The following is a 14,222-nucleotide window of genomic DNA, read 5'->3' as shown; positions in this document are numbered from 1 at the left end:
ACTGATAGCCGAAGGAATCGTCAATTACATATCATGAGCCACGATGCTTCTTTTCCAAAATGTTGTTTACAAGCTCCGGCATTGCATCATGGATGTAATTCACCAGCAGCTTCATCTGCTCCTCAAAATCCTCACTGTCCGGCGAGCCGATATTTACAGGAGCTGTCTGCCTCTTATACAGCTCATTAAACAAATAGATGTCCTTCTGATAATGTTCACGAATATATTCCCTATGTAATTCGCTCATCCCGATGATGAAATCATATTTTTCAAAAAATGAATCTTGAAACGGAGTCCGCCCCCAGCTTGATGCGTCAATCCCCATGTCCTTTAAGATTTCAAAATGTACTTTCGAGTATTTACTTACATCGCTAGTGGCTCTTATACCGGCCGATGAAACAGCAATCTGGTCTAGTGAATGCTTCTCGATATAATGTTTAAGGCAGTATTCCGCAATAATGCTTCTTGTAAAATTGTCGGTGCAAAGAAAAAGAATGTGCATGAGTGTCCACCTCTCTTATTACAGCTCCTTACCATATACCTTCGTCTTCTCCCCGTTGAAGTAATTACAATCCGCCATGTACTCCCAGTTATATTTCTCATAATAGTTTTCTAACGAGGTACTTAAATAAAGCTTTTCGTATCCGAACTTCTTAGCTTCTTCTGCTGCATATTGTAAAAACTTCGCCCCAAGGCTATGGCCTCTATACTCTTCTTCAACAAATAAACAAGCGAACCAAGGGGTTAAATCTTGGCGGGAAACTAATTCACTTCTTAATAAGGCAAAGCATCCTACGACCTTTTCCCCATCTGCGGCAAAATAAAACTTTGGCACATCGGAGCTCTTGGTAAGGGAGTGCAGCATACAGTCCTGATAAAATGAAAAATTACTCGTCGTCCCCCACTTACTCCATACGTATGCTGTCAGCTCATCTAAGCTTTTTTTCTTGTCGTTCAATTCAAATAGTTCGATCATACAATCATCACATCCCAACATATTGGTACCCCCAAATCACAACCCCAACAAACAAAAGCACCCAAATCAAAACAATGACCCCGGCGGCAAGCCAATTTTTAGGTTTGCCTTGCTGCATCAGCTCGTCGGCTTTTACTCTGCACTCGATCAGTATTCCTTTCGGAATAAGCTTAAGGGCAAGCATGACCCCTAGCGGCACAAGGATGACGTCGTCTAGATAGCCTAAAATAGGGATAGAATCCGGAATCAAGTCGATCGGGCTGAACGCGTAAGCAACGACCAATGCAGTGAAAAGCTTGGCAAACCAGCCTGTCCGTTCGTCACGATATGCAAAATACAGCACGTACAGCTGTTTCTTTACTGTCCGTGCCCACTGTTTCATTCGACCGATGGCCGCCATCCTGCACCTTCCTCCGAAACGTAATTTATTTGAAAGGTTACGGCTTACAATAAACCGTATCCGATGAGGTCAGCACTACCTGCGACGCGCAGCCGTCAAGCGTCGTTACCTTTGTTCTTATTCCCGCTTCCTCAAGCCTCACCCGATTCGATGCCATATTTCGATACATCACTTCAATCGCAGCATGTTCGCCTGACACCTGCACCTGCTGCCGCAATGCTCCAAGCTCCGAGCGCAACGCCGTATTCTGATATGCCGTGTAGCCGACGGTCGGCAGCGTCGCCAGCAGCGCATTAACCGTGATCGCAAGGATGAGCATGCTTCTAAGCCTCATCCCAAACGAACCCAAGCGTTCTCCCGCCATCATCCAGAGCCAAACAGCTAGCGGAAGCAGCCAAGCGTGCGGTACATAACGGGCCCACCACGGCTCCGGATTTACAAAGATTAAGGCAAGTAATCCCGCCATAAATAGAAGGAACGCTCTTTTTGCGCTGCGGTTCATCCCTCGCCACCCGGCGGCCAGCAGCACGGCAGAAAGCAATAACGTCCCGCCAAACCACGGACCAAAACCGCCGATCCGCGTGTCTCCGCCGGCCATGGCCGCAAGCTCCGAAGGAAGCACCGCGAACGGAACCTTCAGCCTCGGATACTCGCCAAACCGGTTGCTCGATTCCCCAAACCAAGACAGCGCCGTTTTCTCCCAAACCGGTAAATCTACATAGGCCGGCAGCATATTTGAGCGGATAATATCGACCTTTTCGCTCCCCGCCAGCGGGTGAAACGGATGGCCGTGATCCAGCCAATTCGTCACGTAGGGGTTATACCCCAGCACCCCAAGCCCCACACCTCCGGCCAATGCCAGCACAACAACGGGGACAACCCGCTTTTTTCGGCCAAGCATCAGCGTAATGACATAAAGAGCGCAAATTAGTCCCGCGTAACCAACCGCCGTAAACTTGATGTTTACTAGCAACAGGACGACCAAGGTCGCAGGGATCAGCATCGCGCGGCTTTTCCAGTAAGCAAGAGCCAAGAGAGCTGCCAAAACAATCATAAGCGAAGAAATGAGCCCATCGTTTCCATACGTGAACACTTGATTCAAGCTCACCGGATTGAAGGCGATCAACGCAGCGCCAATACCAGAAACTCTTGCGGAAAGCTTTTCGCGAAGCACAATATAGGAAAGCAGCCCGGATGCCGCAAGCGCCAGAAGGTTAATCGCTTTCCCCATCTCAATGAATCCCGTTGCAGCGTAAATAGCAGCGGCAGCCAGCCATGGCCCCTTGGCGTAATGATTAATCCATACCCACGGCGGATTTTTCGTATCCTCTTGCAGAGGGGCGTCCCCATAGGGATTCCAGCCTCCCGCAAGCTGAATAACCGCCTCTTGATGGTACGCCTGTCCGTCATACGACAAATCATACACGCACCAGGACGCGAGCCCCACAAACAAAAGCAGCAAACCGAAGCAGGCCAAAGCTCGTTTCCGTTGCTCCTTTCCCGCAAACCTCCAACCCGCAGCAGCCGTACCCGCCATGGCGAGCAGCGTAGTCAGTATGTTCAGCTTCCCCCCGCACGCCAACGTCACCGCACCTGCAATAGCCAATAGAGAAGGCAGCACAGCTGCCATAACTCCCATTGCAAGCACACCTTTTCGATCTATCCAAAAGAACCGTTTTGTCCATTGATTCACGTTTCTGCTCTCCCCGTTTTCGCGAACCGAAGTTATCCACAATTAATGTCCAACACAGCAAATCACGAAATCCAATCTCAGCTTCTTTTAAAAAATCTTACCATACAGTATCCATGCTCCGGCACCTTTTTGGCAATAAGAAAAAACACGCAGGTCATCGCCCGCGTGCTTCAAAGACACTTCCTATCAAGACCAAACCTTCATCCGATCCGCCAGCGTCGACGTATGCAGCTCCAGCTGGATCCCATCAGGATCAAGGAAATTAACGGCCATCCCTGTCCCGCGATTAATCGGCCCGCGAACAATCGTTACTCCCTTGTCCTGCAGCACCTGAACCGCCTCGTCAAAATGCTCCTCTGCAATCGTGAACGCCGCATGGTCCACTCCAAGCTGCTGCTCAGCTGCCCGCCCCAAATCCGGCCTCTCCAGCAGGCATACCCATGCGCTGCCCCATTCCAGATACACATCCTTTGCCCCCCGATGAACGAGCTGCATTCCGAGAATATCTACATAAAAAGATAACGATCGCTCCAAGCTGCTCACCGTAAGAGTAATATGGTTAAAGCCCTGCACCTTCATCATAGACCCGCCCGTGCACCTCCTGCACCTTCCCGCTCCAGCTTCAACAGCCTTTCCTTAAAATGCAGCCCGCCGGAATAACCGGTGAGAGTGCCGTTCTTGCCGATGACGCGGTGGCAGGGAACGATAATCGGCACCGGATTCCTCCCATTGGCCCCACCGACGGCACGAACCGCCTTGGGCGAACCGATGGCCAGCGCAATATCCGCATAGCTGCAGGTTGCGCCGTACGGAATTTCGCGAAGCTGCTCCCATACCTTCCGCTGAAACGCGGTGCCTCGAAGGTCGAGCGGCGCGGTAAACGAGATGCGCTCCCCTGCGATATATTCCCGCAGCTCCGCAAGATAAGGCGCCAGCTTCTCTTCGTCGCGAACCAGCACTGCACCGGGCACGGCGCTTGCCGCCCAACGCTGAAGCGAATCCAGAGAGGAGCGGTCAAATTCGATCCAGCATAAGCCGTGCTCCGTCGCGGCCGCCTGAAGCTCCCATTCCCCGAAAACCGCGTCCGACCAATAGATAGTTTCCACCTTGCCTCCGCCTCCTAATGTCCTGTCCAATCGTTCTATACATTTTTTCCTCTTACTACTTACTATAATACAAACCGCTTTTAAGAACAAATGTTTCTATTTTTCCATCGACATCCACATTTTCTTCACTAAATTGACCGTTTCCGGGCAAAACATGCCCGTTTCATCGAAACAAATGTAAAACGACGTAAAAAACACAACACTCTCTCTACAAAACCTACATATTATCCTAATTTCCTATTAACATTTCAACTCTATTCTATAAGTAATTCCCAAGATAGAGAGGAGAACGGACATGCTTTTCCGCAACATCGCGCTGGAGCTGAACCCCGCCAAACGGAAGACCGAGCCTAAAAAACGGCTGCGTACCTCCAAGCTGAAACGCAGGCAGGCGTTAATCGGGATCGCTTACGCCCTGCCCGCTCTGCTGCTGCTCGTGCTCTTCCGCTATTGGCCGCTCTTATTCGGCACATGGATCTCGCTTTGGAAATGGGGCTTCGTGCCGGAGCAGTTTATCGGCCTCGGCAATTATGTCCGGATTTTTACAGAGGACCTGATCTATAAGGACCCTACCTTCGGCTGGCAGCTCGGCCCGATCGGGCAAAGCCTGCTCGTTACATTATATTATGCCATCGGCACTATTCCTCCGGCGATCATGATTTCATTCTTCATCGCTTATTACCTATTTCAACAGCGAAAAGGCATGGGCGCGCTGCGCACGATCTTCTTCCTCCCGTACATCACCTCTCAGGTGGCTGCGGCACTGGTGTTTAAATGGATTTTCCACCCGAGCGTCGGCGTGGCTAACGGAGCCTTGGAACGCTTCGGGCTGCCGAAGCAGGAATGGCTCGGCGATCCCGATCCGGTGGGGATGAAGCTCGTTACGGCGTTCGGCGGCACTTGGCCGGAATGGCTTCCGGCGCAGCTTGGCGGGCCGACCTATGCGCTCATTGTCATTATGATTTTCACGATTTGGAACAGCATCGGCTTTAACATCGTGATCTTTTTGGCCGGGCTCGGCAATGTGCCGGCCGACCTGTATGAAGCGGCGAAGATCGACGGTGCGCGCACGGTTCACCTTATGCGCCACGTGACGCTGCCGCTGCTGTCGCCGATGCTTTTCTTGCTGACGATCGTGTCGGTGATCGGCGCGTTCGAGTCGTTTAACACGTTTTATGTATTCTCCGGGGGCGAAGGCGGCCCGCTCGGTACGACGATGTCGCTGCCGCTGTACATTTTCCGCAGCTTCTATGTATACGGTCAGGTGGGTTACGCCGCCGCTGTTTCGATGGTGCTGTTTACGATTGTGCTGACGCTGACCTGGATCCAGTACCGTTTTGGCGAGAAAAAGGTGCACTACCAGCATTAATTGCAGTTCGATAGCACGGCTTGTGATTCGCTCGATATTCATCACCTTGGTAACGGAAACCAATTAGCAGGAGGGAAGTCATGACTAGAACATCCGCAAGCTCCCGCGTATGGTGGACCATCGCGACCTTACTCGTGCTTGCTTTTGCGGCGGCCTCGCTGTTCCCCTTTATTTGGATGCTGCTCACCTCGTTTAAGTCGGCGGAGGAAATCAACCGGCTCCCTCCGGTCATTATTCCGGAATCCTGGCTGCTTGAAAATTACGCGCATGCCTGGATGAAGCCGGAATCGACGTTCGGGCGCTATTTTTACAATACGATCATTATTGCCGGGCTCGGGACGCTGCTTCAGCTTGCGATTTGCATTCCGATTGCATACTCGATCTCGCATTTCGCCTATCGCGGGCGTCAGCTCATTTTCCTGCTGGTGCTGTCGACGATGATGATTCCTTACGATATTACGCTGGTCCCGAATTTCGTCACGCTGCGCCACATTCCGTTCGCAGGCGGAAACGACTGGCTTGGCGAAGGCGGGCAAGGCTTTTACGACAGCTATATGGGCATGATGCTGCCTTTTCTGGCGGACGCCTTCTCGATCTTTTTACTGCGCCAATCGTTCCTTTCGGTGCCAAAAGAGTACTGGGAGGCTGCTCAAGTTGACGGCATGGGTCACTTCCGTTACCTGTGGAGCGTATTGCTGCCGCTATCGGCTCCTGGTATTATTACGGCGGCGCTGCTCGGGTTTATCGGCAAGTGGAACGGCGTGCTGTGGCCGCTGCTGATCACATCCAGCGAATCGCTGCGACCGCTGCAGGTCGGACTGCTGTATTTTGTCAGTGAGGAAGGCCCGAATTACCATCACCTGATGGCTGCTGCGACCTTTACGGTGCTGCCGATTATCGGGCTGTACTTTGCAGCGCAGCGCTGGTTCCATACGGGAGTCGCCGCAACAGGGATTAAAGGATAAGGGAACGGAGTGAGGTTTTGACGGAGCAAGTGAAGCAAACAACTGACAAGACATGGGATTGGCTGCAGGAGATCGAAGCGGTGCTGTTCGACCTTGACGGAACGCTGTATCAGGACGAGCAGTTTTACCGCAAATATATTGAATATTTGCTGGAAGGCACGGAGTGGGCAGGCGAGGCCTCCCATTGGCAGGACGAAGCCGAACGAATCTTAAGCGGCGCGCATCCGCTGCGCATCGGGCATTTCTACAGCAGAGCGGAGCGGCTCGGCCTTCGCCACAGCCAAGGCGCGGTGCAGGACGCCTTCTCTTGGGAAGGCGATCCGGGGCAAAGCCGCCTCAGGCACATGGCCGAGCACTCGCTCGACGAGGTGCAGTATCTCGGCGATGCGTGGAGTGTGGTCGGCGCCATCGCCTCCCACATCGGCGTGCCGGAGCCCCGCAGGCGCGATGCGTTTTACCGGATCCGCGAGGATATGGCGACGGATCAGGAAACATTCGCCCGCTGCCGGGATGCCGCGGAAGCGGTCCGCAGCCTGCGAGGGCATGTTCATTTGACGCTGATGACGAATTCTCCCGGTCCCACCGCCATTCCTTTTGTCGAGCGGCTCGGCTTGGCGGACGCTTTCGACCAAGTCGTGTACGGCGGCGGCAAGCCTCACGGCGCGGACCAATATGCGGCTGCGCTGTCCGCTGCGGCTGGCATTTCGCCGCAGCGAATATTGACGATCGGCGATCATTCTTGGAATGATCTGTATCCAATCAAACAGCTCGGCGGACGCTGCGTCTGGGTTTCGCCTTACGAAAGCGCGGACGAAACGCCATGGGATGCCCGTCTGCGAAGCTTGGAGGATCTTACCCAGTTTCTAACTTTGTTGAAACAATATCGCACTGCCGAAAGGCGGTAAAAGGAGTGTATCGAGGAATGTCCACTCAAGCACAGGAAATGCTGTCGTTTTACAGCGGTCTCAACACGATTGGCGGGGTTCACATCGTGTACGGAAGCGGAGACGCCGGTTTCGTATTCGACTTCGGTCTGGCGATGCGCGGATTTTTTACCGAACAGGTAAAGACCAACCCGCCCCACGGCATCCGTCATCATCTGCTGACCCGATCCGCCCCCCCTCTTCTTAACCTGTATGAGGAAGAAGCGATGGAAGGCATTACGCTCGACACCCTAAAGCAGGTGTGGAACCAGCCGGAGCTACCGCAATACGAGACCGTATCCGTGTTTGTCAGCCACATTCACCAAGACCATATGGCGCTGCTCCCCTACCTTCGCGAGGGCATCAAGGTATACATGAGCCGCGACGCTTACTCTGTCTATAAAGCTATTATCGCGGCGGGCGAGGTGCCTGGCACAAAGGCCGACATCATCGCGCTGGACGACCTCGAAACGATTGCGCTTCCCGGCTTCCCGGAAGGCGACCGCTTCCAAATCGTCGAGGTCGACCATGACAGCCCGGGCTGCTCCGGCTTCCTGCTCCATACCGCCGACGGCCGCAGCATCGGCTTCACCGCCGACTGGCGCCGCCACGGCCGCCACGCCTACCGCATGGACCGCTTCGCGCAAATGTGCCGGGATCAGCAGGTCGATCTGCTGATCACCGAAGGCACGACGCTCCGCGCGGACACCGTCTTCCGCCGGCCGGCGCAGCGCCTGGAAACCGACGTCGCCGCCGTCTACGCCAATGTGATGAACGACGCGCCGGGCCTCGTCTACTTGAACATCCTCGCCCGCAACGTCGAGCGCGTCGCCGATATCATCATGGCGGCGATGGCCTGCGGCCGTACGCTCGTCATGGACGAGAGCACGGCTGCCGTCTGGCATGTCGCCGTCACCGAGGGCATCCGCGCCCTCGAAGACCACCCGGCGCTCGAAGCGGCGCGCGAGGTCGTCCGCGTGCTGCCGACGGCTACGACGCTGCCGGTGGACCCGGCCGTGGAGCTGCCGTTCGCCACGGTCACGCTGGAGCAAATCACCTCGGATAAACGGGCATACACCGTTTACCTCCCATACTACCAGCTCCCGCTCATGGCGGAGCTGGAATGCTTCGGGGACCGGAGCACACGGTCCCATTACGTTCACGCCGACGGCGGCCCGCTTACGCCGTCCGATGAAACGCTGCACCGCTGGCTCACCGAGTTCGGCGTGCAGTATCACTACTGCGCGACGGGCGGACATGCCGCGCCGCAGGACATCACCGCGCTCATTCAGGCTGCGGCTCCGCGCCAAGTCATTCCGCTCCACAGCGTGCACCCGTCGCTGTGCGACAGCGCCGGCATCGCCCGCTACTTCCCGGTATACGGCGAAACGGTCGTCCTAGACCAGCTGATCGGCGCAAGGCCGTCCGCAGCCACCGGCAGCATCCGATAATCGTCCGACCGCACAACGTACCAAATGTTCCATGCTCACTCATTCGTCCCGGCAGGCGCAAGCACCAACGCAACCCCAACCAAGCCGCTTGCGCCCGCCTGCGATAAACAAACCATTTTTGGAGGAGAAGAGAACCGATGAAAATGAAACGTTGGAGTCTAATGCTGCTGACTCTGGTCATCGCGGCCGTAACTGGCTGCAGCGGCGTGAAGGAAGCGAGCTCTCCCACTACGGGCAGCGAGCCTGCAGCGAAGGAAACAGGCGTTGAGCTGGGTGCAAACGGCCCGGTCGAAATCGACTTCTGGCACATTCAAGCGACGATTTACGGCGATGCGATCAAAGAGATCGTGGCGGAATTCAACAAGGAATACGAAGGCAAGGTCGTTGTAAAAGAAGTGTTCCAAGGCTCCTACGATGATTTGAATAAAAAAATCCGCGCTGCGCTGCAGGGCGGCGGCCTTCCCGCTGTTGCGATGGCTTACGAGAGCGATACCCTCGAATATATGAAAGCCGACAAAATCGTCGCTTTGGACTCGTTTATCGAGGATCCGAAGTACGGCCTCAGCAAGGCGGAGCTGAACGACATTATGCCCGGCGTACTTGCCCGCCAGCGGATCGCGGCATACAACGGCAAAACGATGAGCTGGCCGCACGGCAACAGCTCCCTGGGCGCTTATTATAATGCCGAGCTGCTGCAAAAAGCAGGCTACGACAAGCCGGCGAAAACATGGAAAGAGTTTGAAAAGCAGGCAATCGACATTTACGAAAAAACCGGCGTTCCGGCCCTTGTTCTCGGCAACGGCACCGGCTACGGCACCTATGGCGGCTCCTTCCGCACTTGGCTGCGCACATACGGCATCGAGTCGATTAAAGAAGACCTGTCCGGCGTAGACCTGGATAACAAGGAAGCGGTTGAGCTTGCAACGATCCTGAAAAACCTTGTCGACAAAAAAGCGATCGTGCTCGCCCAAGACACGGAGCAGGAATTCACGAACGGCCGCGCGGCGATGGAATTCGGCACGACTGCGCGCACAAGCACAAAGCTGGACCTGATTAAAGACAAATTCAAATGGGGAATTACCCTGATCCCGCAGGGCGGCGCTAAGGAGCCGGTAACCGAGCTGTACGGCGGCAACCAAGTGCTGTTCAAGACCACTCCGGAGAAGGAGCTCGCGGGCTGGCTGTTCCTCAAATACTTTGCAGGACCGAAAGCGCAGGCGATTTACGCCGAAAAAACCGGCTACTTCCCGGCTACGAAGTCTTCTATTGAAACGGAGCTGCTGAAAAAGGACTACACCACGAACGTTCAAAAGCAGCAGGCGTTTGCCGAAGTATTCCCGCACGCGACAATCAGCGTGCCGACAGCGGCATCCCGCGTGGTGAACGATGCCGTCAACGTTGCCGTGCAATCCGTCTTTGCAGGCAAAGCGACACCGGAGGACGCCTTCAAGAAGGCGCAAGCCGACGCATCCAAAGCGTTTGCGCAGTATAAATAACAAGCTCGCATCCTCACCAAAAAGACCCCCCCGCAGTAAAGCCTCCCTGCATGAAAAAGCTCCGTTCCCGCATAAAAGCGGCGAACGGAGCCTTTTTGCATTCATTTTACATGAAACAAAATCCGCATTTACGCTCCATTAACATTGGCTCGCTATAATCAAAGAAACGACCCGTCCCAAGCCCCAACGATGGAGGGAATAGCATGAGCACCGCAAAACGGAGAAATGATATCGTATCCATTGTGAAAAACACAGGCAGCGTTACCGTAGAGCAGCTGGTAACCCGCTACAACGTATCGGTCGAGACGGTCCGCCGCGACCTGCGCCTGCTCGACGAGAAAGGTCTGCTGCGCCGAACGTACGGCGGCGCTGTGAAGAAAGAGCAGACGACATGGGACATGCCCTACCACCAGCGCATGAACTTCCACTATGAGCAGAAGGAAGCGATCGCCAAAGAAGCCGTGCTTCTCCTCGAAGACGGCGACAGTCTGTTTCTCGACGGAAATACCACCGGTCTCGTCGTTTCCCGCTACCTGCCCACGCAGAAGGAGCTGCTCGTGGTAACCAACTCCACGATGATTGCTCTTAATATCGTGCAGCGGGGCGGACGCACCAAAGTGTTCCTCGTTGGCGGGGAAGTCGCCGAGGACGGCATGACAACCGGACACAAGCTGTATCAGGAGCTGCGCCAATACCGTTTTGACAAGGCGATGTTTTCGTGCATGGGCATCACCCCACAAGGCTTGTTTTTCTCCAAATCGGAGCCGCTGCGCACCGCACAGGCGCTGGCCGAACAAGCGGAAGAGCTCGTGCTGCTCGCCGATTCCTCCAAAATGAACCGCAGCGCCTTTTTCTTCGGCATCGAAACGAAGCGTATCGACGTGCTGGTCACGGATGACGGCATCGCGCCGCAAATGCTGGACAAGCTCCGGGACCTGGTCGGTAAGGTGGTCGTGGCGAAAGCCTAGAACCAGCCCTTTCGCTTAAACCACCAATACATGCCGATGCCGATCACCAGCATCCCCGATAAAACGATATAATAGCCATTTTCCCACTCCAGCTCCGGCATATATTGAAAGTTCATCCCGTACACGCCGGCAATGAACGTCAACGGCATAAAAATCGTGGTAATGACCGTCAAGGTTTTCATAATCGAGTTCATGCGATACGAGTTTAACGACAAGTAGCTGTCACGTATATCGGAAGACATTTCCCGGTTTGACTCCAGCATTTCCGAAAGCTTGAGCAGATGATCGTGAATGTCCTTAAAATACGCGACATGATGCTCCATTCCTTCGATTTTCTGAGAGTTCACAATCCGGTACAGCAAGTCCCGCATCGGGATAATCGTTTTCCGCAGCTTCAGCACATTGATACGAATTTCATAGAGTCGGTCCATAATCAGATGCACCGGATGCCGCCGGCCATGCTCCCCCACCTCGGCCAGCTCATCCTCCAGCCGCTGAACGCAGGGAAAGTAGTAGTCGACCAGCTTGTCCAATATCATGTACATGCACGTGATCGCCCCTTCCCCGCGCATCCGATCATTTTCCGAGAAGCGCTTCCAGACCTCATCCAGCTCGGCAACCTCCTCTTGGTGAAACGTAACGACATAGTTCGATCCAAGAAATAGGTCCACCTCCCGCGCGGCAAGCGTTGCCGGATTCACGGAATGAAAGACGAAAAAATGGTACCCGTCGTAGTGGTCAAGCTTCGGACGCTGCAGCAGGTGAAAGCAATCATCGATCGCCAAGGGGTGAAACTTGAAATGCCGGTCCAGCTCCAGCCCTTCCCGCTCGTCAGGCATATGAAAGTCAACCCAATACCACAGCACATTTTCTTGGGTTAGCGCTTCCAAAGGAATATTTTGAAGGATCGTATGGTCATGGGTTACAGCCAATGTTCGAATCATGAATCGTCTCCAAGCACATTTTTCTTATTATTATAACGAAAAATGGTCTCTTTTGCTTGGAACGACGGCGGATTCACGATCTTGACGCCTTGACCCCTTGACGCCTTATTGGACGGGGACCTTAAACAGCACGATCCAAAAAACGATGGCCGCCGCGCTGAGCGGATAGGCCAGCAGCGGTTTCTTGTGATGAATAATCAGCATCGGAAACATCATGGCGTAAAATGCGATCGACCACGGCAGAACCCACCCATTGTCATAGGTAATTCGTTTGAAGGTAAAAAAGGTCCATTCCCAAGCGTAGTAGATCCCCATCCAAATCAAAACGTAAAGCAGTTTTTTTGTAAACGTATTTTCGTGAGGCGGAAAACGAACCAAGAACAGAAGAGCAGTCAACGGGAGGAAAAAGAAGGTGTAAATTAAATCCGTACCATATTGCATAGGCATCAGCGAATCCGGGTGGTAAACCCAGAGTGGATAACCCCCGCAAAAATAATGGTAAAGCAGATCGCAAGCAATAATATAAAGCAGCGTTGCGTGGAATTGTCTCCATTTCGAAAACGCTTTAAATTTGTAGCACAATCCAATCAGCACGATTACAACAACGACATGCACGACATTCGCCCCTCGACACAGATTTCGCGACCTCTTTATCATTTACAATAAATGTAAATGTATTCAAGGATTTTACTGGGAGGGTTTGTCGGCAGCTTTTATACGTGAAAGGCTTCCGGGCGTTTAACGATGGGGACTACAGCAGCAGCTCACTAACGTAAACTGCTGCAATGCTTCCCATAACAACCACTAGCAAATGCGTCCGAAGCAGCGCCAGCACAACGGCAGCCACCGCTCCAATCGCAGAAGCAGTTATGCTTGACGTAGAATACAGTACCCCTGGAAAAATCAATGAACCGAGCACTGCGTAAGGAATAAACTGCAGAAAACGGCGCAAAAACGGCGGCATGTTCAACTCCGTCAGCAGCACAAGGGGCAGCATGCGCGGAAGATAGGTGACAATCGCCATCCCTAATACGACTAGCGTAAGCTCAAGTGCGCTCATGTTGTTCCCTCTCCTTTTCCGGAAAATAATACGCTCCCGCTGCGGCTGCGACCAGCGCGGAAAGCATGACCTTCCACCCGCCGGACAAGGCGGCGAATGCCGGCAGCCAATGCAGTGCGGCAGCTGCGGCAACGGAAATCAGCGTTACGACGACCGCAGGCTTCGAGCTGGTCAGGGCAGGAATCAGCAGCCCGATGAACATCGCGTACAGCGAAATTCCCATGCTGGACTGAACCGCCTCCGGCAGCAATGAGCCTGCGGCAAGCCCGAGCCAGGTGCCCCCATTCCAAGCGGCGTAGGCGACGAGGTTGAGGCCCAGCACAAAGCCTGCCTTGAGCGGCAGGTCTTGCCTCAGCGAAGCGACGGAAAAGGTTTCGTCTGTCACCCCGAAGGAGATGAAGCTGAGCATTTTCCGGCTGATCGACTTCTCGAGGCGTTGGGAAAGCGAGGTAGACATAAGAAAATGGCGAACGTTGAGCACGAATGTCGTCATGACGATTTCCCAGCCGGCTGCACCGGCCGCAAGCATGCCCGCGCCGACGAATTGGCTCGCCCCGGCGAATACGGCAAACGACATGAAGCAGGCCGTCCACCAAGGAACACCGGATGATTTGGCCAGCAGACCGAAGGCGATGGCAATCGGTATATATCCAAGGGCGATGACAAGCCCGGATTTGACGCCTTTACGAAAGGATTGCTGAAAGGAATCCATAAGCAGAACCTCCACAATAGAAAAAATGACTTTTCCCATTGTAGCAGACGTCCAAACGGTCGCCAATCCATTTTTTACCTACGGTTAATATATAACTAGTTTCGGGGTCGATACCGCACGAGGAATGTAACGAGGCAGTATAACAATTTCTCTTTTCTA

At 53.9% G+C, this 14,222-nt stretch carries 16 protein-coding genes; 6 read left to right on the top strand and 10 right to left on the bottom strand.

The window, feature by feature from the left end:
* Window positions 1-31: 31 nt before the first annotated feature.
* The 6 genes from GQS10_RS12580 to GQS10_RS12555 all read right to left on the bottom strand — a co-directional run bounded on the left by GQS10_RS12580 (window position 32) and on the right by GQS10_RS12555 (window position 4,175).
* Window positions 32-502, bottom strand: coding sequence for an arsenate reductase/protein-tyrosine-phosphatase family protein (locus GQS10_RS12580; protein ID WP_166242655.1), 471 nt, complete (start codon window positions 500-502; stop codon window positions 32-34).
* Between the two features lie 18 nt (window positions 503-520).
* A complete protein-coding gene (locus GQS10_RS12575; RefSeq protein ID WP_166242653.1) occupies window positions 521-976 on the bottom strand; it encodes a GNAT family N-acetyltransferase in 456 nt (151 codons plus the stop codon).
* Window positions 977-983: 7 nt separating this feature from the next.
* Window positions 984-1,376: a YkvA family protein gene (locus GQS10_RS12570; RefSeq protein WP_166242651.1), complete on the bottom strand. Its 393-nt coding sequence runs from the start codon at window positions 1,374-1,376 to the stop codon at window positions 984-986.
* 37 nt (window positions 1,377-1,413) lie between these two features.
* A complete protein-coding gene (locus GQS10_RS12565; protein ID WP_166242649.1) occupies window positions 1,414-3,069 on the bottom strand; it encodes a hypothetical protein in 1,656 nt (551 codons plus the stop codon).
* A 186-nt stretch (window positions 3,070-3,255) separates the two neighbouring features.
* Complete coding sequence (locus GQS10_RS12560; protein WP_166242647.1) at window positions 3,256-3,648, bottom strand: VOC family protein; 393 nt, start codon at window positions 3,646-3,648, stop codon at window positions 3,256-3,258.
* A complete protein-coding gene (locus tag GQS10_RS12555) occupies window positions 3,648-4,175 on the bottom strand; it encodes a methylated-DNA--[protein]-cysteine S-methyltransferase (RefSeq protein WP_166242645.1) in 528 nt (175 codons plus the stop codon). The genes GQS10_RS12560 and GQS10_RS12555 overlap by 1 nt, the downstream gene beginning before the upstream one ends.
* Window positions 4,176-4,470: 295 nt before the next feature.
* Here GQS10_RS12555 and GQS10_RS12550 point away from each other — a divergent pair, with 295 nt between their 5' ends.
* The 6 genes from GQS10_RS12550 (at window position 4,471) to GQS10_RS12525 (ending at window position 11,347) form a co-directional block, all read left to right on the top strand.
* Window positions 4,471-5,544, top strand: coding sequence for a carbohydrate ABC transporter permease (locus GQS10_RS12550; protein ID WP_166242642.1), 1,074 nt, complete (start codon window positions 4,471-4,473; stop codon window positions 5,542-5,544).
* Window positions 5,545-5,624: 80 nt separating this feature from the next.
* Window positions 5,625-6,509 carry a carbohydrate ABC transporter permease gene (locus tag GQS10_RS12545; protein WP_166242640.1) on the top strand — a complete coding sequence of 295 codons (885 nt, stop codon included), beginning with the start codon at window positions 5,625-5,627 and terminating at the stop codon, window positions 6,507-6,509.
* 17 nt (window positions 6,510-6,526) lie between these two features.
* A complete protein-coding gene (locus tag GQS10_RS12540) occupies window positions 6,527-7,414 on the top strand; it encodes an HAD family hydrolase (protein WP_166242638.1) in 888 nt (295 codons plus the stop codon).
* Between the two features lie 17 nt (window positions 7,415-7,431).
* A complete protein-coding gene (locus tag GQS10_RS12535; RefSeq protein ID WP_166242636.1) occupies window positions 7,432-8,883 on the top strand; it encodes an MBL fold metallo-hydrolase in 1,452 nt (483 codons plus the stop codon).
* 137 nt (window positions 8,884-9,020) lie between these two features.
* Window positions 9,021-10,379, top strand: a complete 1,359-nt coding sequence (locus GQS10_RS12530) for an extracellular solute-binding protein (RefSeq protein ID WP_166242634.1) — start codon at window positions 9,021-9,023, stop codon at window positions 10,377-10,379.
* Between the two features lie 203 nt (window positions 10,380-10,582).
* A complete protein-coding gene (locus GQS10_RS12525; RefSeq protein WP_166242632.1) occupies window positions 10,583-11,347 on the top strand; it encodes a DeoR/GlpR family DNA-binding transcription regulator in 765 nt (254 codons plus the stop codon).
* Here GQS10_RS12525 and corA read toward each other — a convergent pair.
* The 4 genes from corA to GQS10_RS12505 all read right to left on the bottom strand — a co-directional run bounded on the left by corA (window position 11,344) and on the right by GQS10_RS12505 (window position 14,063).
* Complete coding sequence (corA, locus tag GQS10_RS12520) at window positions 11,344-12,291, bottom strand: magnesium/cobalt transporter CorA (protein WP_166242631.1); 948 nt, start codon at window positions 12,289-12,291, stop codon at window positions 11,344-11,346. The two genes, GQS10_RS12525 and corA, sit on opposite strands and share 4 nt — an antisense overlap.
* A gap of 105 nt (window positions 12,292-12,396) precedes the next feature.
* On the bottom strand, window positions 12,397-12,906 hold the full coding sequence (locus GQS10_RS12515; protein WP_166242629.1) for a CBO0543 family protein: 510 nt from the start codon (window positions 12,904-12,906) through the stop codon (window positions 12,397-12,399).
* A gap of 136 nt (window positions 12,907-13,042) precedes the next feature.
* Window positions 13,043-13,351 (bottom strand): AzlD domain-containing protein, encoded by a 309-nt coding sequence (locus GQS10_RS12510; RefSeq protein ID WP_166242627.1) that lies wholly within the window; start codon window positions 13,349-13,351, stop codon window positions 13,043-13,045.
* On the bottom strand, window positions 13,338-14,063 hold the full coding sequence (locus tag GQS10_RS12505; RefSeq protein WP_207952253.1) for an AzlC family ABC transporter permease: 726 nt from the start codon (window positions 14,061-14,063) through the stop codon (window positions 13,338-13,340). The genes GQS10_RS12510 and GQS10_RS12505 overlap by 14 nt, the downstream gene beginning before the upstream one ends.
* Window positions 14,064-14,222: the final 159 nt, after the last annotated feature.

It is taken from the genome of Paenibacillus turpanensis, from assembly GCF_011421635.1.
Lineage (GTDB): Bacteria > Bacillota > Bacilli > Paenibacillales > YIM-B00363 > Paenibacillus_AK > Paenibacillus_AK turpanensis.
This window is presented reverse-complemented; position numbering and strand designations above follow the sequence as displayed.